This is a genomic window from Lysobacter korlensis (genome assembly GCF_042434515.1).
Genome location: NZ_JBHLTG010000002.1, coordinates 336,191 through 355,472, shown reverse-complemented (window position 1 = coordinate 355,472; position 19,282 = coordinate 336,191). Strand labels below are relative to the sequence as shown.

The 19,282-nt window shown below is 69.2% G+C and carries 16 protein-coding genes; 10 read left to right on the top strand and 6 right to left on the bottom strand.

The genetic code is table 11. From position 1 onward, the window contains the following. Nucleotides 1-62 precede the first annotated feature (62 nt). From ACFFGH_RS10965 to ACFFGH_RS10955, 3 genes are all read right to left on the bottom strand, one after another. Complete coding sequence (locus ACFFGH_RS10965; RefSeq protein WP_386668145.1) at nt 63-293, bottom strand: hypothetical protein; 231 nt, start codon at nt 291-293, stop codon at nt 63-65. Continuing rightward, entirely contained in the window at nt 293-2,890 is a 2,598-nt protein-coding gene (valS, locus tag ACFFGH_RS10960) for a valine--tRNA ligase (protein WP_386668144.1), read from the bottom strand. The genes ACFFGH_RS10965 and valS overlap by 1 nt, the downstream gene beginning before the upstream one ends. Before the next feature lie 146 nt (nt 2,891-3,036). Next, nucleotides 3,037-4,389, bottom strand: coding sequence for an MFS transporter (locus tag ACFFGH_RS10955; protein WP_386668142.1), 1,353 nt, complete (start codon nt 4,387-4,389; stop codon nt 3,037-3,039). Between the two features lie 73 nt (nt 4,390-4,462). On the opposite strand from ACFFGH_RS10955, the gene ACFFGH_RS10950 reads away from it, so the two are divergent. Next, on the top strand, nt 4,463-5,083 hold the full coding sequence (locus tag ACFFGH_RS10950) for a TetR family transcriptional regulator (RefSeq protein ID WP_386668140.1): 621 nt from the start codon (nt 4,463-4,465) through the stop codon (nt 5,081-5,083). Between the two features lie 73 nt (nt 5,084-5,156). On the opposite strand, the gene ACFFGH_RS10945 is transcribed toward ACFFGH_RS10950, so the two are convergent. Next, a complete protein-coding gene (locus ACFFGH_RS10945; RefSeq protein ID WP_386668138.1) occupies nt 5,157-7,442 on the bottom strand; it encodes a rhamnogalacturonan lyase in 2,286 nt (761 codons plus the stop codon). A gap of 187 nt (nt 7,443-7,629) precedes the next feature. Here ACFFGH_RS10945 and ACFFGH_RS10940 point away from each other — a divergent pair, with 187 nt between their 5' ends. The 6 genes from ACFFGH_RS10940 to ndk all read left to right on the top strand — a co-directional run bounded on the left by ACFFGH_RS10940 (nt 7,630) and on the right by ndk (nt 14,718). Next, nucleotides 7,630-7,983, top strand: coding sequence for a GntR family transcriptional regulator (locus ACFFGH_RS10940; RefSeq protein ID WP_386668136.1), 354 nt, complete (start codon nt 7,630-7,632; stop codon nt 7,981-7,983). After that, the gene (locus ACFFGH_RS10935) at nt 7,980-8,984 is read left to right on the top strand and encodes a hypothetical protein (RefSeq protein WP_386668134.1); all 1,005 of its coding nucleotides are present in this window, start codon (nt 7,980-7,982) and stop codon (nt 8,982-8,984) included. The genes ACFFGH_RS10940 and ACFFGH_RS10935 overlap by 4 nt, the downstream gene beginning before the upstream one ends. A gap of 217 nt (nt 8,985-9,201) precedes the next feature. Further along, nucleotides 9,202-12,447 (top strand): isoleucine--tRNA ligase, encoded by a 3,246-nt coding sequence (gene ileS / locus ACFFGH_RS10930; RefSeq protein WP_386668132.1) that lies wholly within the window; start codon nt 9,202-9,204, stop codon nt 12,445-12,447. Further along, nucleotides 12,444-13,814 carry a bifunctional folylpolyglutamate synthase/dihydrofolate synthase gene (locus ACFFGH_RS10925; RefSeq protein ID WP_386668130.1) on the top strand — a complete coding sequence of 457 codons (1,371 nt, stop codon included), beginning with the start codon at nt 12,444-12,446 and terminating at the stop codon, nt 13,812-13,814. The genes ileS and ACFFGH_RS10925 overlap by 4 nt, the downstream gene beginning before the upstream one ends. Then, complete coding sequence (locus tag ACFFGH_RS10920; RefSeq protein WP_386668128.1) at nt 13,811-14,296, top strand: DUF4233 domain-containing protein; 486 nt, start codon at nt 13,811-13,813, stop codon at nt 14,294-14,296. Before ACFFGH_RS10925 ends, ACFFGH_RS10920 begins: the two co-directional genes overlap by 4 nt. Next, entirely contained in the window at nt 14,293-14,718 is a 426-nt protein-coding gene (gene ndk, locus ACFFGH_RS10915) for a nucleoside-diphosphate kinase (RefSeq protein WP_386668126.1), read from the top strand. The genes ACFFGH_RS10920 and ndk overlap by 4 nt, the downstream gene beginning before the upstream one ends. Before the next feature lie 9 nt (nt 14,719-14,727). On the opposite strand, the gene ACFFGH_RS10910 is transcribed toward ndk, so the two are convergent. After that, nucleotides 14,728-15,330 (bottom strand): vitamin K epoxide reductase family protein, encoded by a 603-nt coding sequence (locus ACFFGH_RS10910; protein ID WP_386668124.1) that lies wholly within the window; start codon nt 15,328-15,330, stop codon nt 14,728-14,730. Between the two features lie 342 nt (nt 15,331-15,672). Here ACFFGH_RS10910 and ACFFGH_RS10905 point away from each other — a divergent pair, with 342 nt between their 5' ends. Beyond that, nucleotides 15,673-18,093, top strand: coding sequence for an Rne/Rng family ribonuclease (locus ACFFGH_RS10905; RefSeq protein WP_386668122.1), 2,421 nt, complete (start codon nt 15,673-15,675; stop codon nt 18,091-18,093). A gap of 14 nt (nt 18,094-18,107) precedes the next feature. On the opposite strand, the gene ACFFGH_RS10900 is transcribed toward ACFFGH_RS10905, so the two are convergent. Next, nucleotides 18,108-18,380, bottom strand: coding sequence for a DUF4031 domain-containing protein (locus ACFFGH_RS10900; RefSeq protein ID WP_386668120.1), 273 nt, complete (start codon nt 18,378-18,380; stop codon nt 18,108-18,110). A gap of 79 nt (nt 18,381-18,459) precedes the next feature. Between ACFFGH_RS10900 and ACFFGH_RS10895 the strand changes: the two genes are divergently transcribed. Next, nucleotides 18,460-18,663, top strand: a complete 204-nt coding sequence (locus ACFFGH_RS10895) for a hypothetical protein (protein WP_386668118.1) — start codon at nt 18,460-18,462, stop codon at nt 18,661-18,663. Then, nucleotides 18,660-19,205: a hypothetical protein gene (locus ACFFGH_RS10890; protein ID WP_386668116.1), complete on the top strand. Its 546-nt coding sequence runs from the start codon at nt 18,660-18,662 to the stop codon at nt 19,203-19,205. Before ACFFGH_RS10895 ends, ACFFGH_RS10890 begins: the two co-directional genes overlap by 4 nt. Nucleotides 19,206-19,282 lie beyond the last annotated feature (77 nt).

The following is a 19,282-nucleotide window of genomic DNA, read 5'->3' as shown; positions in this document are numbered from 1 at the left end:
CGCGGACTTCTCACGCGACTCGACGGCGTGTCGCATCAGATCTCCGCGACTCGGGGAAGGAGTCAGTCCTCGTCGCGGGTGACCGTCACCGTTCCGTCGGAACCGAGCCGGATCGTCGTGCCGTCATTCAGCTCGACCACAGGGCGGTTCTCGAGCCACGTCAGGGTCCAGCGCCAGCGGTCCGTATCGAGGTGCGCGACGTCGGCCTCCGTGCGGGCGATGGCGTCCTTGACGGAGTCGGGGAGCCGTGCGGGCGGCTCGGCGCCGACCTTCCACCGCGTGCCGATCTGCATCAGACGTCCGCCAGATGGATGCGGGTGACCTCGACCGCGTCGCCGTGGGCGAACTCGAGCGTCTCGATGCGTCCGACACCCCGCAGGTCGTCCGCCGCCGCCTCGAGCAGTGCAGGTCCGGTGATGGTGGCGGAGGTCACCGGCGTCTTCTGCGACGCCTTCGCGTCGGTCTTCGCACGCCGGATGCCGATCAGCGCCTCCGAGACGAGCGAGAAGAGCCCCGTCGGTGCATCGTCGAGGGGAGCCGTCGGCCATGGGGCGGTGTGCACGGAGCTCTCATGGGTCCAGCTCCACACCTCCTCGGTGGCGAACGGGAGGAACGGGGCGAACAGACGCAGCAGCACGTCGATCGCGGTGCGCAGCGCCACGACGGCACTTGCCTGAGCCGCCGGGTCGGAGTCGCTGTATGCCCGTTCCTTCACGAGCTCGAGGTAGTCGTCGCAGAACGTCCAGAAGAACTGCTCCGCCGTCTCCAGGGCGCGCGCGTGGTCGTACTCGTCGAAGGCGCGCGTCGCCGTGTCGACCACGCGGCTGAGTTCCGCCAGCATGTCGCGATCGAGCGGGAGCGTCACGGCGGCGAGCTCGGTCCCTGAGCCCGTCGAAGGGTCGGCCAGCGAAGGGGCGGACGGGAACGAGTACACGAACTTCGCCGCGTTCAGCACCTTGATGGCGAGCCGGCGTCCGATCTTGATCTGCTTCGGGTTCTGCGGGTCGAAGGCCGCATCCGTGCCCAGCCGGCTGGACGCGGCCCAGTAGCGCACCGCATCGGAACCGTGCTCCTCGAGCATCGACGCGGGCGTCACCACATTGCCCTTCGACTTCGACATCTTCTTGCGGTCCGGGTCCACGATGAAGCCGGAGATGCCGGCGTTCTGCCACGGCACGGTGCCGTGCTCGAGGTGCGAGCGCAGCACGGTGGAGAACAGCCATGTCCGGATGATGTCCTGACCCTGGCTGCGCAGCGAGTACGGGAACACCAGTCCGAACAGCTCCGGGTCGGTCTCCCAGCCGCCCGCGATCTGCGGAGTCAGCGAGGAGGTGGCCCAGGTGTCCATGATGTCCAGCTCGCCGACGAAGCCGCCGGGCAGGCCGCGCTGCGACTCCTCGTAGCCGGGCGCCGGCATCGACGACGGATCGACCGGCAGCTGCGCCTCGTCCGGAACGATCGGGGAGTCCTGCACCGGATTGCCGTCCGTGTCCAGCGGATACCAGACGGGGATGGGCACACCGAAGAACCGCTGACGGGAGATCAGCCAGTCTCCGTTGAGCCCGCCGACCCAGTTCTCGTACCGCACCCGCATGAACTCGGGCACGAATCCGATCTCCCGGCCGCGTTCGAGCAGCGCGTCGCGAAGGTCCTCGTCGCGGGCGCCGTTCCGGATGTACCACTGGCGGGTCGAGACGATCTCGAGCGGCCGGTCACCCTTCTCGTAGAACTTCACCGGGTGGGTGATCTTGCGGGGCTCGCCCACCATGTCACCCGACTCCTGCAGCATCTCGACCATCCGCTGCTTCGCGCTGAACACCGTCTTGCCTGCCAGCTCTGCGTACGCATTCCGGGCAGGCCCGGTCTCGATCGCGGCGGGCGGCTCGGAGACGATGCGACCGTCGAACCCGAGAATCGCCCGGTTCGGGAGGTCCAGCTCGCGCCACCAGATCACGTCGGTGACGTCACCGAAGGTGCAGATCATGGCGATGCCGGTGCCCTTGTCCTGCTGCGCCAGATGGTGGGCGACCACGGGCACCTCGACGCCGAACAGCGGCGTGCGCACCGTGCTGCCGAACAGCGGCTTATACCGCTCGTCGTCCGGATGCGCGACGAGCGCCACGCACGCGGGGATCAGCTCCGGCCGGCTGGTCTCGATCTCGATCGAGGTGCCCAGCCCGTCGGCGCCGTCGCGGGCGAACAGGATGCGGTGCAGCGCACCGGGCTGCTCCTTGTCCTCGAGCTCCGCCTGCGCCACCGCGGTGCGGAACGTCACATCCCAGAGCGTCGGGGCATCCGACTGGTACGCCTCGCCGCGGGCGAGGTTCCGCAGGAACGCTCGCTGCGCTGCGCGCTGCGACTCCTCGCCGATGGTGCGGTAGGTCTGTGTCCAGTCGACGGAGAGGCCGAGCTTGCGCCACAGCTCCTCGAACTGCTTCTCGTCCTCGACGGTGAGGCGCTCGCAGAGCTCGATGAAGTTGCGCCGGCTCACGGGCTGCTGGTCCGCGGCCTTTGAGCTCTTGTTGTCGCCCCCTTCGAAGGGCGGCGTGAAGTCCGGTTCGTACGGCAGGCTCGGATCACAGCGGACCCCGTAGTAGTTCTGCACCCGCCGCTCCGTGGGCAGACCGTTGTCGTCCCAGCCCATCGGGTAGAAGATGCTCCGGCCCCGCATCCGGTGGTACCGCGCCGCCAGGTCCATGTGGGTGTAGCTGAAGACGTGGCCGATGTGCAGGCTGCCCGACGCGGTCGGCGGCGGCGTGTCGATCGAGTAGATGGTCTCGCGGGTCGCGGAGTCGCGGTCGAACCGGTAGACGCCCTGGGCCTCCCAGGCCTCACCCCATTTGGCTTCGAGTCCCTCGAGCGCGGGCTTTTCGGGGATGGCAGCGGTCATGGCGGGACTCCGGTTCGATATGTGCGGCACCGTGTCAGTGAGGAGGTGCCTGAGTGTGGGGATGAGCTCCCGATTCTACCAATGCGCTGGATTGGGGACTGCTGCCGCTCTCCGGGAGCGGCAGCAGTCCGCGAGTGAGCGTGGCGTCAGCTGGTCGCGACCGGAAGGCGGACCGGGTCGGGGGCGGGCGCCTCATCGCGGTCGACGCGGATCCGGATGGCGTAGAGCGCCGAGACCAATGTGATGAGGGACATGGCGGCCAGCACGACGCCTGGGTGCCACCACGCCTGGCCGGTGGCCACACCGAACGCCGCGGTGAGCGACGGGACGAAACCGGCGATCACGGCGGCCAACGCGTAGGCGAACCCGAGTGCCGTGTAGCGGTAGCGCTCATCGAACAGCTCGTTGTAGATGCCGCCGAGCGCAGCCCAGCTCATCGTCGGCAGGATCCCGCCGACGATCATCATTCCCACGAGGAACGGGAAGCTGGCCGACTGCAGGAAGAAGTAGAGCGGGAACGCGACCAGCAGCGTGCCGAGCGCACCCCAGGCGACGACCTTGCCGGACCCCACGCGGGTGGCCCAGAGGCCGAAGAGCGGGATGGTGACCAGCTGGAGCAGGCCGCCGATCGTCGTGGCGGTCAGCAGCTGGGTGTAGTCGTAGCCGAGGATCGCGGCACCGTAGTTGAGGGTGTAGGTGTTCATCAGCGAGTAGGAGCCGATGCCGAGGATGGCGACGCCGATGGCGACGAGGATCGTGACCGGCTGTGCGCGGAACACCGCGGCCAGCGGCACCTTCGGACGCTGGTGCTGCTCGGCGACGGCCTTGAAGACCGGCGTCTCGGTCACCGCGACGCGCAGGTAGAGGGAGATCGCGAGCAGCGGGATCGCGGTGAGGAACGGCAGGCGCCAGGCCCACGAGGCGATCTCCTCGACCGGGAGTGCGAGCGTCAGCCAGATGAATGCCACCGCCGAGAGGATGGAGCCGATCGGTGAGCCGAGCTGCGGCATCGCGGCCGCGAACGCACGCCGAGCGCGGCTCTCGTGCTCCGTCGCGATCAGGACCGCGCCGCCCCACTCGCCGCCGAGGGAGATTCCCTGCACGACCCGCAGCATCACCAGCAGGATGGCGCCGACCCAGCCGGCCTGCTCGAACGTCGGCAGCACGCCGATCAGGGCCGTGGCGAGCCCCATCAGGGTCACGGTCACGATGAGCGTGGTGCGGCGGCCGAGCCGGTCACCGAGGTGACCGAACAGGATCGCACCGATCGGCCGGATCACGAACGCCACGCCGATGGTGGCGAGCGCGGCGAGGTTCGCGCCGACGGTACCCAGCGGCTCGAAGAAGAGCGGGCCGGCGAAGAACGCGGAGAAGTACGCGAACAGGTAGAAGTCGTACGACTCGAGCGACGTGCCCACCATGGATGCCCACCGGGCGCGGCGCGCGATCGCGGGATCCGAGGGTGCTGCGGTGGGGGGTGCAGTGGCGGTCGAGCTCACGGTCTGCCTTCCAGTCTGGAATGATGGTGGGATTATTGGACTCAGTCCAAGAAGGAACACTAGTGGAGGCCGGATGATTCCCGCACGCGGAGGCGCAACAGGGCGTCCTCGGGTCTCATCCAGGCGCACGATCGAGGAGGCGGCCGCCGAGCTGTTCCTCGAGCGGGGGTACGACGGCACGACCGTCGATGACATCGCGCGCCGCGCGGGCGTGGGCCGGGCGACCTTCTTCAACTACTTCCCGTCGAAGCCCGACCTGCTCTGGGTGGATGTCGACGAGGCGCTGAGCCGGCTGCAGGAGGCGCTCGAAGCCGTCGGCTCGGACGGCGGCCTCGACGCCGTGATCGGCGCTCTCGAGGCGGTCGGCGGAGAGCTCGGACCCGACCGGATCCCACTCGCCGTGCTGCAGTCCGATGTGATGGGCGGAGCTGCGGAGACCGCGGCAGCCGGCTTCGCGCGCGCCGCGCGGCTGACCGGGATGCTCCAGCGTGCCGTCACGGCGGCGGTGCCGGGGGCGGACCCGGTCGGGCGCGCCTCGGCGGCGTCCGCGCTCGCCGGTGCGGCGGTCTCGGCCTGGTACGGCTGGGCGGCGGCCGGGGTCCGCCGTGGGCCGATCGCGCCGTACCTCTCCCGCGCACTCGCCGTCGTGCGCGGTGGTGTGGACGCTGCCTTCGGGAGACTGCCGGGCGGCTGATGCGCGACGGCCGCGCCGGCCGCCCGGCCCCGAGGGGCTGAGCGGACGACGCGGCCGTCATCGATTCTGAGGGTCAGCGCGGGAGGTGCACCTCCGGCACCGGCACCGACGACCAGTCGATGTCCGAGCCGAGGTAGAAGCCCGTGTACGACGGCTGGTTGTACGCCGTCTGCTGGCGCGCGACCTCCGCCCGGTACTGCGGGTCGTGCATCAGTGTGTACAGCTTCCGGTCCGTCACCTCGGTGCTGAAGAAGATCCGGATCGCGGAGCTGTCCGCCGTCCGTACCAGCAGCTCCTCCCGCCAGTCGCCGAACACATCCGCCACGAGCGACGGGTTGCCCTTCGTGCCGTTGTTCGAGCGGGTGTCGGTCGCCGTCAGCAGCCGGCCGCGCGTGAAGTCGTCGATGGTGACGGTGCTGTTGCCGCTGCCGTTGACGATCTGCGTCGTCATGTCGGTCGCCCAGCGGATGCTCTGGTTCGTGCCGGGGAGCCGACCAGCGATGGGGTCGCCGTCGGCGGTCCGGATGCGCGTCGCCCAGGTCTCGAGACCCGGTTCCCCGGTCACGATGTCGCCGACCATTCCGCGACCGGTGTCGCGACCCGTGTACTCGCCGTAGATCACCTCACCGGTGGCGGCGTCGCGCAGGGCGTAGCCGTAGGGGGCGAACCTGCCGCCCTCATGAACGGTGAAGATCTCCTTGCCTGCCCGCTGCGGGTCGATGTCGGTGACGTGCATGGCGTCGCCGTGGCCAAGACGTGCCTCGGCACCGGGGTCGGCGCTGCCCGCAGGCAGCACGTCGGCCGAGCTGTAGAGCAGCGAGCCGTCGTCATCGATCGTCGCGGAGCCGTAGACGATCTCGTGCCGGCCGTCGCCATCCACATCGCTCGCGCTGAGCGAGTGGAAGCCCTGCGTGGTGATCGAGCCGTATTCCGGATCGGTGCCGTTGCGGCCGTGCGGCGAGTCGTTGAACGGGTTCGTCATCGGCGTCCAGCCGCTGTCGACGTACCAGCGCTCGCTGAGCCGCTTGCCATCCCAGTCGTACGCCACGAGCGTCGACCGCGTGTAGTAGCCGCGCGCGAACACGGCCGACGGGGTGGTGCCGTTCAGATAGGCCACGCCTGCCAGGAAGCGGTCGACCCGGTTGCCCGGCTCGATCCGCGCCATCGCGTAGTCGCCCCACATGAGCCCGTCGTCGCCGCGTCCGGGCTTGTAGTGCACCGTCTCGAGCTCTTTGCCCTTGCCGAGGTCGAAGACGGACAGATACTCGGGTCCGGTGAGGATGAAGCCCTCGAACTTCGTCAGGTCGTTGCGGGCGCTGCGGCTCGGAGCGTAGACCTTGATGAAGTGATCGGCGAGCGCCACGGCGTCCTCCCGGGACAGCGGGTAGTCGTACTGCGGCTCGATGCCGAAGGCCTCCTCGAGCGTCGCCGGCCAGTTGCCAGCCTCGACCTCCGGGTGCTCGTGCCAGCCCTGGAAGATCCCGATCAGGTGCTCGCGGTAGTCCTCGGCGCTCATCCGGTAGTCGTCCTCGTTCGTGACGCCGGCCTTGCGGTCCTCCTTGGGCAGTGTGATGTCCTTCGACGAGGTCTGCGTGCCCTCCGGGTCGAAGCGGGTGATGTTCGTGCCGGGCGCTGTCTTCAGCATGAGCTCCGAGCGGCCGTCGCCGTCGAAGTCGTACACGAGGAACTGCGTGTAGTGCGCGCCCGCCCGGATGTTGACACCGAGGTCGATCCGGTTGAGCAGCGTTCCGTCGGCCTCGTAGGTGTCCACGTAGACGTTGCCGGTGTAGCCGACCTGCGAGACGTCCTTGGAGTTGGACGGGTCCCACTTCACCACGTACTCGTAGTCGCCGTCGCCGTCCACATCGCCGACGCTCATGTCGTTGGCGGAATAGGTGTACGCCTCACCTGCCGGGGTGACGCCATCCGCAGGCTTCGTCAGCTTCAGGTCGACGTAGGCCTGTGCCTGCGGCGCGACGGCGTCGCGCTTGTGCTCGCCTGTCGCCTTCTCGCCGGCGATCGCGACGCGGTAGCGAGACTCCGCCGTGCCTTCCTCATCGAGGTGGTTGGTGCTGTCGCTCACCGTCTCGATCAGCTCACCGTCGCGGTAGACCTCGAAGTCGGCGCTCGTGAGTCCGCTGTCGGTGTGTCCGGTGACCTCGTGCGCGAGCAGCCGCCAGCTGAGGAACACACCGTCGCCGGTGACCGCGGCGATCAGTCCGCGGTCGAGGTCCTCCAGTTGCACCCCGCCCCCTCCGGGCGGGGCGGCGCCCGCCGCAGAAGCGCCGGTCAGAGCCAGTGCCGCGCTGAGAATCGCCGCGGCCGCCGCGCGAGGCGCGGCATTCTTTCCTGAATTCATCCTCGAATCCCCCTCCATCGGATAACGCTTTCCCGCGTCGGCTCCACCGTAAGTCGCCCCCGGGAGGGGGGCAAGTGTGAGTCTGCTGGGAGTGCGGATTCGGCTGGTCCGCGGGGGGATTCGCGCGAAGGGAAAAAAGACGCCTTCTTCTATTGTTATAGCTCTATGCAAACAATAGGATGGCAGCGTGCTCCTCCGTATCGACCCCGCCTCGCCGGTTCCGCTCTTCGAGCAGCTGGCGGCAGCGGTGCGCTCCGACATCGGGCGGGGAGAGCTCACCGCGGGAGACCGGCTGCCGTCTGCCCGTGAGCTCGCCGATTCGCTCGACATCAACCTGCACACCGTGCTGCGGGCATACCAGCAGCTTCGTGACGAGGGCCTCGTCGACCTGCGGCGGGGACGCGGTGCCGTCGTCACCGGCCGCGCCGCCGACTACGCCGGGATCTCCCTCGCGATCCCGCAGCTGGTCCTCGAGGCGAAGCGCCTCGGCCTCTCCGCCTCCGCCCTCACCGCCCTCATCCGAGAGGAATACAACTCATGAGCGCTCGCCGCCTGCCATTGCTCACCGGCCGAATGCTGCTTGTGGCCGCCGTGGTTCCCGTCCTCGTCACCCTCTCAGGCGTCGCGATCATGCTCGCCTGGCTTCCCGACGTGCCGGCGTCCGTCGCGGTGCACTGGGGCTCGGATGCGACCCCCGACGGGTTCGTGCCGGCGTGGGCAGCGCCGGTGCTGCTCGCCGTCGTAGGAATCGCGGTGCCGCTGACCCTCGCCGGCGCTCTGACCCTGAGCCCGGCCGCGGGCAGGGTCACCGCACGGCACAAGTTCGTGGCGGTCACCTCGCTCTGGGCCGCCGTCTTCCTGACGATCGTGCTGACCTGGATTTTCGGCGCGCAGCGGGGAATGGCGGACGCAGCGCAGGCTCCCGGCCCCCTCTGGCCGCTGCTCGCGGGCTTCGCCATCGCCTTCGTCATTGCTGCGGCAGCCTGGTCCATCCTGCCGCCCGCCGCTGAGGCGCCGAGTGAGGCCGCCCGCACACCGAACGCCCTGCCGCTTGCGGCCGGGGAGCGCGCCATCTGGACCCGCCGGGGAACTGCGAGCGGCTATCTGGTCCTCAGCGCGGCTGTGGTGCTGCTGCTGGTCGGCATGGCCATCACGGTCGGTGCCGTGACCGACGGCCGCCTGTGGGGGCTGGCGCTGCTTCCGCTCGTGCTGTTCGCACTGTTCGCAACCACGGCAGCCTGGCACGTGCGCATCGACTCGCGGGGCGTCGTGGCTCGGGGCATCCTGGGGTTGCCTCGTTTCCACATCCCGCTGAGCGACATCCGGACCGCGACCGTCGTCTCGGTCGAACCCCTCGCCGACTTCGGCGGCTGGGGATTCCGGTGGGGCTCCGGCCGGCGCTTCGGCATCGTGCTCCGAGCGGGCGAGGCGCTTGAGCTGGAGCGGCTGGACGGCCGGAGCTTCGTGATCACCACGGACGATGCGGAGCGCGCCGCTGCGCTCGTGAACGGCATGCGCGCCCGCGCTACACTTGGCTCCTAACGACTGCGATCCGGCCATCACCGGGGAGTCCTCGGAAGAACGGTTCCGTCCTTCGGCACGCTCAAAGCCGGAACCCAGTAGAACCGAGCGGGGAAGGCCCGTCACAGCCGAGCACAAGAGCGGTCAGTTCATTCCCCGAACCGGGGGATGAGCAGGCAAGCGAGGTGGTACCGCGGCGTTCGCCGTCCTCGTCGGAACCTGAACGACGAGGAGTCCCATGGTCTACCCCCGCACTTCCCGCCCGGACGCCGGTGTGCCGTCGTCCCCGGACTTCCCGGAGATCGAACGGGGAATCCTGGCCTTCTGGAAGCAGGACGGCACGTTCCGTGCGTCCGTCGAGCAGCGCGAAAACTGCCCGGAGTGGGTGTTCTATGACGGCCCGCCGTTCGCGAACGGCCTGCCGCACTACGGGCACCTGCTGACCGGCTACGCCAAGGACGTGTTCCCGCGCTTCCAGACCATGCGAGGCAAGCAGGTGCATCGGCGCTTCGGCTGGGACACCCACGGGCTCCCCGCCGAGCTGGAGGCGATGCGCCAGCTCGGCATCACCGAGAAGAGGCAGATCGAAGACATGGGGATCGCCGCCTTCAACCAGAAGGCACGCGAGTCGGTGCTGCGCTACACGGACGAGTGGCAGGAGTACGTCACCCGCCAGGCGCGATGGGTGGACTTCGAGAACGACTACAAGACCCTCGACATCTCGTTCATGGAGAGCGTGCTGTGGGCGTTCCAGCAGCTGCACGACAAGGGTCTCGCCTACGAGGGCTACCGGGTGCTGCCGTACTGCTGGAACGACGAGACGCCGCTGTCGAACCATGAGCTGCGGATGGACGACGACGTCTACAAGTCACGGCAGGACCCCTCTGTCACGGTCACCTTCCCACTGGTCGGAGCAAAGGCCGAGGCGCTCGGGCTGACCGCGGTCCGCGCGCTGGCGTGGACGACGACGCCGTGGACTCTGCCGACCAACCTTGCCCTCGCCGTGGGGCCCGACATCCAGTACGCCGTGATTTCGAGCGGACCGCTCAGCGCCGGCGACGGATCCGAGGAGGGTCTCGCCGCCTATCTCCTCGCCGCCGACACGGTCGGCGCCTATGCGAAGGACCTCGGCTACGCATCCGCCGAGGACGCCATCGCCGCCGTCACCCGCACGCTGCCAGGCCGGGAGCTGGATGGCGTGCTCTACGACCGGCTCTGGGACTTCTACGCCGACGCGGACGAATGGGGCACCGGCAACGCGTGGCAGATCCTGGTCGCGGACTACGTGGCGACCGGCGAGGGCACCGGCATCGTGCACCAGGCGCCCGCCTACGGCGAGGAGGACCAGATCATCTCGGCCAAAGCCGGCATCCCGGTGATCCTGTCGCTCGACGAGGGCGGCCGCTTCCTGCCCGCCGTGCCGCAGGTCGCCGGCATGCGCTGGTTCGACGCGAACAAGACCCTCATCCAGCTGCTGCGGGCGGAGAACCGGCTGCTGCGGATGGCAAGCTACGAGCACCCGTATCCGCACTGCTGGCGATGCCGGAATCCGCTCATCTACAAGGCCGTGTCGAGCTGGTTCGTGCGGGTGCCCGAGTTCCGGGACCGGATGGGCGAGCTGAACGAAGAGATCCACTGGGTGCCGGAGAACGTGAAGCACGGCCAGTTCGGCAAGTGGGTCAGCAATGCCCGCGACTGGTCGATCTCCCGCAACAGGTTCTGGGGGAGTCCGATCCCGGTCTGGAAGAGCGACGACCCGTCGCACCCGCGTGTCGACGTCTACGGCTCCCTCGAGGAGCTGGAGCGCGACTTCGGCCGCCTGCCCCGAAACGAGAGCGGCGAGCCGGACCTGCACCGGCCGTACATCGACGAGCTCACCCGTCCGAACCCCGACGACCCGACGGGCAGGTCCACGATGCGACGCATCCCGGATGTGCTCGACGTGTGGTTCGACTCCGGATCCATGCCGTTCGCGCAGGTGCACTACCCGTTCGAGAACGCCGAGTGGTTCAAGACGCATAACCCCGCCGACTTCATCGTCGAGTACATCGGCCAGACCCGCGGCTGGTTCTACACGATGCATGTTCTCTCCAGCGCCCTGTTCGACCGCCCGGCGTTCAAGAACGTCATCAGCCACGGCATCGTGCTGGGCAGCGACGGGCAGAAGATGTCGAAGAGCCTGCGCAACTACCCGGATGTGAGCGAGGTGTTCGACCGGGACGGCGCGGATGCGATGCGCTGGTTCCTGATGTCGAGTTCGGTTCTCCGGGGCGGCAATCTCATCGTCACCGAGGAGGGCATCCGCGAGGGCGTCCGGCAGCTGCTGCTGCCGCTGTGGAGCACCTACTACTTCTTCACCCTGTACGCCAACGCAGCGACCCGCACCGCGGAGTGGCGCACCGACTCGACCGACGTGCTGGACCGGTACCTGCTCGCGAAGACCGGGGACATGCTCGACGAGGTCACCGCACACCTCGAGCAGCTCGACAGCCCCCTCGCCGCCCAGGCGCTGCGCGACTTCGGCGATGTGCTCACCAACTGGTACGTGCGCCGCAGCCGCGACCGGTTCTGGGCGGGCGACGACACCGCCGCGTTCGACACCCTGTTCACGGTGCTCGAGACCCTCACCCGTGCTGCGGCCCCGCTGCTGCCCCTCGTCACGGAGGAGATCTGGCGGGGCCTCACCGGCGGGCGGAGTGTGCACCTGACCGACTGGCCGGACGCCTCGCGGTTCCCGCGCGACCCGGAGCTCGTCTCGGCGATGGACCGGGTGCGGGAGATCGCCTCAGCCGGCCTCGCGCTGCGGAAGTCCAAGAACCTGCGGGTGCGCCTGCCCCTCGCGGAGCTGACCGTCGTGAGCGACGACGCGGATGCCGTGTCGCCGTTCGCGGACATCCTGCGCGACGAGCTCAACGTGAAGGCGGTCACCACGCAGCGCCTCGGCCAGCATGCTCTGGAGCAGCACGGCATCACGCGGCGGCTGACGGTCAACGCCCGCGCACTCGGGCCGCGCCTCGGCAAAGACGTCCAGGCCGTGATCAAGGCGTCCAAATCCGGCGACTGGTCTCTCGACGGCGAGCTGGTGACCGCCGGCGGCTTCGCGCTGAAGCCGGGGGAGTACGAGCTGCAGCTCGACATCGCCGACCCGTCCAGCGCTGTCGCCTTCCTCCCCGGCGGCGGCTTCGTGCTGCTCGCCACCGACGTGACCCCGGAGCTCGAGTCGGAGGGGGCAGCCCGCGACGTCATCCGGGTGATCCAGCAGGCGCGCAAGGATGCCGGCCTCGACGTCAGCGACCGCATCGTGCTCCGCCTTTCAGCCGACAGTGGCACCCTGGAGGACGTGGACTCGTTCGAAAGCCTCATCGCCCGCGAGACGCTCGCCGTGCGCGTCGAACGGAAGCCGCTCGGCGAGGGGGACGGCTCCCGCAACGCCAAGCCGGTCGGGGCGAACGGCTCCGTTCTGGTCGCGGTGGAGCGGGCATGAGCGCAGCCCAGGACTCGGACGAGCAGTTCAAGGAGGCGGCGGACGCGGTGTACGCCGACCTGCTGGCGCGGGTCGGCGAGGCGAGCCCGCAGCCGCGGCTCTCCGCCACACGGCGCGCCGTTGAACTGCTCGGCGACCCGCACCGCTCTTATCCGTCCGTGCACGTGACCGGCACCAATGGCAAGACCAGCACCAGCCGGATCATCGAGAGCCTGCTGCGCGCGCACGACCTGCGCACCGGGCTGCTCACCAGCCCGCACCTCGCGAGGATCAACGAGCGGATCATGATCGACGGCCAGCCGATCTCCGACGAGAAGCTGGTGGAGAACTGGGCCGACGTGCAGCCGTACCTGCTGATGGTCGACGCCGAGCTGACCGCAGCCGGGGAGCAGCCGCTCAGCTACTTCGAGGCGCTGACCGTGCTCGCCCTGGCGAGCTTCGCCGATGCGCCGGTCGACGTCGCGGTGATCGAGGTCGGGATGGGCGGCGAGTGGGATTCGACCAACGTCGTGGACGGGCAAGTGGCCGTATTCACGCCGGTCGCGCTGGATCACGTCGCCCGGCTGGGCTCCACCGTGGAGGAGATCGCGCGCACCAAGTCGGGCATCATCAAGCCGTCCGCGCGTATCGTGAGCGCGCGGCAGTCGGACGAGGTCGCGGCGGTCCTGCGCGAAGCGGCGGAGCTCAGTGAGTCCGAGCTGGCAGTCGAAGGAAGCGAGTTCGGGGTGCTCGAGAGCTCGGTCGCGGTGGGCGGGCAGCTGCTGTCGATCCGGGGGATCGCCGGTCGTTACGACAGCGCGTTCCTGCCGCTCTTCGGCGACCATCAGGCGCAGAACACCGCGGTCGCGATCGCGGCCGTCGAGTCGTTCCTCGGTGACGGACGCCACGCCATCCCTGGCGATGTGCTGGCCGAAGGCCTTGCCACCGTCACGTCGCCGGGACGGCTCCAGCTCGTCGGCATCGAGCCGTCGGTGATCGTCGACGCGGCCCACAACCCGCACGGCGCCGAAGCGCTGTCCTCCGCGATCACCGAGTACTTCGACTTCAACGAGGTCACCGTCGTGCTGGGAGTGCTGACCGACAAGGACGCGCCCGGCATCATCCGCGCGCTCTCGCCCATCGCCACCCGGTTCGCCGTCACCCAGTCCAGCTCCGATCGGGCCATCGGGTTCGACGAGCTCGCCGACGAGGTGGAGAGCGTCGCCCCGCACGCGGAGCTCGGACGCTTCGAATCCGTGGACGACGCGCTCGCTGATGCGCGCGCCTGGGCGTCGCAGGCGCCGAAGCGAGCGGTGCTCGTCACCGGCTCGATCACGGTCGTCGCCGACGCCATGGTGCTGGCCGAACGCGAGCGCTGGAAGCCGTGACCGCCGCAACGCCGGGCCGCGCGCGCCGGGAGCGCACCGCCTCCGAGTCGCTCCTGTCGATCGTGCTCGTGCTCGAGGCGATCGTGGTGTTCTTCGTCGCCCTCACCGTCTACGGCCTCGAGCAGCTCCCCGCCGGCGTCGCCCTCGGCGGCGGAGCGGCACTCATCCTCGTCCTCGCGATCGACGCGAGGCTCGTCCGGTCGCCGGTCGGAGTGTGGCTGGGCTGGCTGCTGCAGGTCGTGCTGATCCTGCTCGGCCTCGTCACGCCCGTGATGTGGTTCGTCGGCGCCGGCTTCGCCGGGCTGTGGGTGTTCTGCTTCGGAAAGGGCCGGCAGCTGGACCGCGCGAAGGCCGCCTATCTGGCAGCGCATCCGGTTGAAGAGCGCGCCTCCGACACGGCCCCCGCCGATGCGCCCGCCCCCGGCACGTCCTCAGCATCCGACCCAGCCATCCCACCGCAGAAGTCCAAGGAGACCGAATGACCAGCGTTCAGGAGACCCTCGTCCTGGTGAAGCCCGACGGCGTCGCCCGAAACCTCACCGGCGAGATCCTGCGCCGGATCGAGGCGAAGGGCTACCAGCTCGTCGACATCCGGCTGGTCGAGGCCGACCGCGACCTGCTCGGGAATCACTACGAAGAGCACGTCGGCAAGCCGTTCTACGAGCCGCTCGTCGAATTCATGGAGAGCGGTCCGGTGGTCGCCATGCGGGTCGCCGGCAACCGGGTCATCGAGGGCTTCCGCACGCTTGCCGGGACCACGGATCCCACGACGGCGGCGCCGGGCACGATCCGCGGGGATCTCGGCCGCGACTGGGGACTCGCGGTGCAGCAGAACCTCGTGCACGGCTCCGACTCGCCGGAATCCGCCGAGCGCGAGCTCGCCCTCTGGTTCCCCGCCTCCTAGTCGCTGCGGCTACAGAAGCGACTGGAGGACGTTCAGGCGCAGCTGGGCGAGGATGGCGACGACCAGGTACGAGGCGACCGTGATCGCGGGGACCCATCCGTACAGCGCCGATGCGATGCGGCGTCCCCGATCGCCGATCGGGATCACCCCGCTCTTGAGGGTGTAGAGGGTCACGGCCCAGAACATCGGGATGGTGATCGACCAGACGGCCATGCACCACGGGCACAGTGTTCCGAGCTTGAAGATGCTCTGCGCGATCAGCCAGATCACAAAGGCGAGCGCTCCGGCGACGCCCACGTTGAACGCGATCCAGAACCACCGCGAGAAGCGTGCTCCCGCCAGCACGCCGACACCCACCGCGATGGGTGCGACGAATCCGCCGAGACCCCACAGCGGGTTCGGCACGTCGAAGAACACCGCACCCTCAGGCGAATTCAGGTTCGCACCGCACTGCACGAGCGGGCTGATGTTGCAGTTGAGCACCGCGTTCGGGTCTTCCAGCAGAGCGAACTTGTCGAGCGTCAAGGCGAACGCGGAGATCCAGCCCACGACCCCGAAGATGATCAGGAAGACGGCGAGGGTGCTGGACGGACGGAAGGACGCTTGCGACACCCTCGGATTATTCCATGGGGGTGATTCGGGGTTCGCTGACGCCGCGTGCGATAATGAATCAAGTCGTCCGGGCCGCGCTCGGACGACCACACGAAAAGCTTTTCCGGGCACAAGGGAACCCTTGGGTCGAGGAGGCGCGCAGCGCCCTCTCGAAACCGGGCGACGCGAGCAGTGGATGCTCCGTCACGGATAGTCAGTTCCGTTGGTGCGGTGACAGTGCACCGCCGACCAGAGCCGCCAGAGCCGGTCGGGACCACGTGAGGATTTCGCGACCGGGAGGTTGCGCAGAGAGTACCCGGACCGCCGCGCGGCCGAGGATCCGGGCCAAGGAGTGCACCAGCGATGGTGGAGAACAACGACACGAACGAGACCACGGAACCCGGCAGCGGCCCTGAGGCGCAGAGCGACCCGGTGACGGGGGCCGGCCAGACGCCTGAGGCCGACTCCGCCGCAGGCGAGGTCGCGGCTCCGTTCGAGAATACGGAGTCCGCCGCGACGCTCGGCGACGCGCAGGCAGCGGACGAGTCCCAGGAGGCGCAGCCCGAGTCGGCCGGCGTCATCGAGGCGGATCCGGCATCCGAGGCGCCCGCCCGCGCGGTCCGGCCCACGACCTCCCTCATCTTCCAGGCGCCGGACCTGCCGACGCCCTCCCCTCAGCACTTCGCTCCCGTCGACGAAGAAGACGACGACCAGACGGAGCGCAGCTCGGTCCGCCGCCGCACCCGCCGCCGCGCCGGCGAGGAGGGCCGCGAGACGCGCGAGCCGCAGGCTCAGGAGGAGACCCCACGCCACGTCGTGAAGGTGCGCCAGCCGCGCAAGCAGCCGGAGCCGATCACGGAACCGCAGCGCGTCAAGGGCTCGACACGACTCGAGGCGAAGAAGCAGCGCCGCCGGGACGGGCGTGACGCCGGCCGGCGCCGTCCGGTCATCACCGAGGCGGAGTTCCTCGCCCGGCGCGAGAGCGTCGACCGCGTCATGGTCGTCCGCTCGAAGGCCGGTCGCATCCAGATCGGCGTGCTGGAGGACGGGGTGCTCGTCGAGCACTACGTCGCCCGGAACCAGGAAGCGTCGATGATCGGCAACGTCTACCTGGGACGGGTGCAGAACGTGCTCCCCAGCATGGAGGCCGCGTTCGTCGACATCGGACGAGGCCGGAACGCCGTGCTCTACTCCGGCGAGGTCGACTGGGACGCCGCCAGCGAGGGCGAGAACAAGAACCAGCCCCGCCGGATCGAGCTGGCGCTGAAGCCCGGCGACAAGGTGCTGGTGCAGGTCACCAAGGACCCGGTCGGCCACAAGGGCGCCCGCCTCACCAGCCAGGTCAGCCTTCCCGGCCGGTACCTCGTGTACGTGCCGAACGGCTCCATGAACGGCATCAGCAGGAAGCTCCCCGACACCGAGCGGGCGCGCCTGAAGAAGATCCTCAAAGAGGTGCTTCCGGACAACGTCGGCGTGATCGTGCGCACCGCGGCAGAGGGCGCCACGGAGGAGCAGCTCACCCGCGATGTCACCCGCCTCACCAACCAGTGGGCGGAGATCAGCCGCCAGGTGGAGACCGTCTCCGCGCCCGCCATGCTGCACAGCGAGCCGGATCTGCTGGTGAAGATCATCCGCGACGTGTTCAACGAGGACTTCCAGAAGCTCGTCATCGCCGGCGACGACGCCCGCGAGACGATCGAGGGCTACCTCCGCGCCGTGGCGCCTGACCTCCTCGACCGGGTCGAGCGGTACGAGGGGGAACGCGACGCGTTCGACGAGCACCGCATCTCCGAGCAGATCGAGAAGGCGCTCGACCGCAAGGTGTGGCTGCCCTCCGGAGGCTCACTCGTCATCGACCGCACCGAGGCGATGACCGTCGTCGACGTCAACACGGGCAAGTTCGTGGGCTCCGGCGGCAACCTCGAAGAGACCGTCACCAAGAACAACCTGGAGGCGGCCGAGGAGATCGTGCGGCAGCTCCGGCTGCGCGACATCGGCGGCATCATCGTCGTCGACTTCATCGACATGGTGCTGGAGTCGAACCGCGACCTGGTGCTCCGCCGCCTCGTCGAGTGCCTCAGCCGCGACCGGACCAAGCACCAGGTCGCCGAGGTGACCTCGCTCGGCCTGGTGCAGATGACCCGCAAGAAGCTCGGACTCGGGCTGCTGGAGTCGTTCAGCGCACCGTGCGAGGTCTGCGCCGGCCGCGGCATCATCGTGCAGCACGAGCCGACGAGCAAGCACCGCGGAAGCGCCCAGGAGCCCACCCGCGGCAACGGCGGACGGCGCGGCAAGGGCCAGCAGTCGGCCCCCGTGAAGTCCGGCAACGGAGGCGGCAGCGGCACGCACGCGATCACCGACGATGTGCGGAACGCCCTGGCGAAGATCGCGAAGAGCACCGTCACCCACGCGCAGGAGACGCCCGCCGAAGTCCAGCCGGCGACGGCTGCCGCTGAGAGCACCCAGACGTCCGGGAACGACCCGGCACCCGCTCCAGCAGCGGAAGTGCCTGCTGAAGCGATCGCGTCCGCCGTCGAAGCGACGCCGGCGGAGAGGACGACGGCCGAGGAGCCCGCCACACCTGTCGCGATCCTCGACATCCCGGTCGGCCGTGCACCTCGGTCCAGCCGCAAGCTCAGCACCGAGGATGCCGAGTCCATCCTCGGCTCGGTGCTCGAGGCGCTCCCAGAGCCGAAGAAGCCCGGTCAGGGTCGCGGTCGCGGCTCACGTCGGGCGTCATCGGCCGGCGGCAGCCCGGCGAAGGTGTCGACGAAGCCCGAGTGAGGCAACCCGGTCGCTCAGCGACCGAAGCGCCTTTGGCGCTGCGATACCCGCAGCCCGCTCGCCTGCAGCCGGCGCACCAGCTCCTTGCCGGAGACCGGCGTGGCGCCGCGCGCGATGAGCTCGGCGCGCCGCTCCTGCGGCACGTCGTAATGGTCGGAGTCGAAGCTGCGGGGTGGCACGCCGGCATCGCGCGCGAACGCGTGGAGCTCTTCCAGTGTCGAGTCACTCACCAGGTGCGCCCAGAGTGTCCCGTGCGCGGGCCAGATGGCCTCGTCGATCAGGATCACGTGAACGGCTCCGTCCGGTGGAGCGCCGCGCTCCGCCTCATTCCGAGGCTACCGCCGGGCCCACTGCTACGTTCTGACCGTGGACGTCGTCAATCCGATTCTTCCCTTCCCGCACCTGTTCTTCACGGTGCTGGCCCCGCTCCTGTATCTCGGTGTCGTCGCGCTGCTGTTCCTCGGCCTGTACCTCGTTGTCCGGGCTGCGGTCCGTCGAGCGCTCCAGGAGCACCAGCTGTGGCTGGACACGCGGGGCAACGGCGGCGTGCCCCCGCAGCAGCCGCAGTGAGCGCGCGGCGGCTCCGCGGCCATCCGGCTCGGGCCGCCGCGGTCGCCGGTGCAGTGGCCCTCTTCCTGATGCTCAAGCTGATCGGCGGCCCGTGGCCGGCCGCCGACTTCTTCTTTATGGGCTTCGCCGACGGAGCGGTCGTGATCACGACGCCGTCGTGGACGGTGCTGAGCAGCCCGATAGCACAGGCGCTCGCGGCGTTCGCGGGTGCATTCCTCTCGCTCTGGCTGGTGCTGCCAGTGACGGCAGAGCTTCGGGTCGGCGCGGTTCTGCTGCGGAGCCTCGTCGCCGGCGCGATGGCCATGACCGGCGTCCTCATCCTCGGTGCGCTGGCCTGGGGATTCGGCCCATTCGGGTGGCTCGCCGAGTTCGCGCTCGAGATCGTCGCCACGCGGGAGCAGTTCGAGGGCTCCCCGCTGAACCCCTGGAACCGACTGCGGGAGGCGGTCGACAGGCTTCTCGATCTGCTGCCGACAGCGCTGCTGGGCGGCGTTCTGCTCTGGCTGTGGGAGCGCAACAGCTCCCGCACCGCCGTGGTTTGACCGGGCACTGGGCGTCGAGTATTCTTGACCGTTGGCGTGCGTGCGCTGAAGACTGACGGATCAGCTGCTGATTCCAG

Excerpts from the sequence above, each read along its gene's own strand:
- valS (WP_386668144.1), bottom strand. The coding sequence starts at position 2,890 with ATGACCGCTGCCATCCCCGAAAAGCCCGCGCTCGAGGGACTCGAAGCC.
- ACFFGH_RS10905 (WP_386668122.1), top strand. The coding sequence starts at position 15,673 with ATGGTGGAGAACAACGACACGAACGAGACCACGGAACCCGGCAGCGGC.
- ndk (WP_386668126.1), top strand. The coding sequence starts at position 14,293 with ATGACCAGCGTTCAGGAGACCCTCGTCCTGGTGAAGCCCGACGGCGTC.
- ACFFGH_RS10935 (WP_386668134.1), top strand. The coding sequence starts at position 7,980 with ATGAGCGCTCGCCGCCTGCCATTGCTCACCGGCCGAATGCTGCTTGTG.
- ACFFGH_RS10925 (WP_386668130.1), top strand. The coding sequence starts at position 12,444 with ATGAGCGCAGCCCAGGACTCGGACGAGCAGTTCAAGGAGGCGGCGGAC.
- ileS (WP_386668132.1), top strand. The coding sequence starts at position 9,202 with ATGGTCTACCCCCGCACTTCCCGCCCGGACGCCGGTGTGCCGTCGTCC.
- ACFFGH_RS10950 (WP_386668140.1), top strand. The coding sequence starts at position 4,463 with ATGATTCCCGCACGCGGAGGCGCAACAGGGCGTCCTCGGGTCTCATCC.
- ACFFGH_RS10965 (WP_386668145.1), bottom strand. The coding sequence starts at position 293 with ATGCAGATCGGCACGCGGTGGAAGGTCGGCGCCGAGCCGCCCGCACGG.
- ACFFGH_RS10945 (WP_386668138.1), bottom strand. The coding sequence starts at position 7,442 with ATGAATTCAGGAAAGAATGCCGCGCCTCGCGCGGCGGCCGCGGCGATT.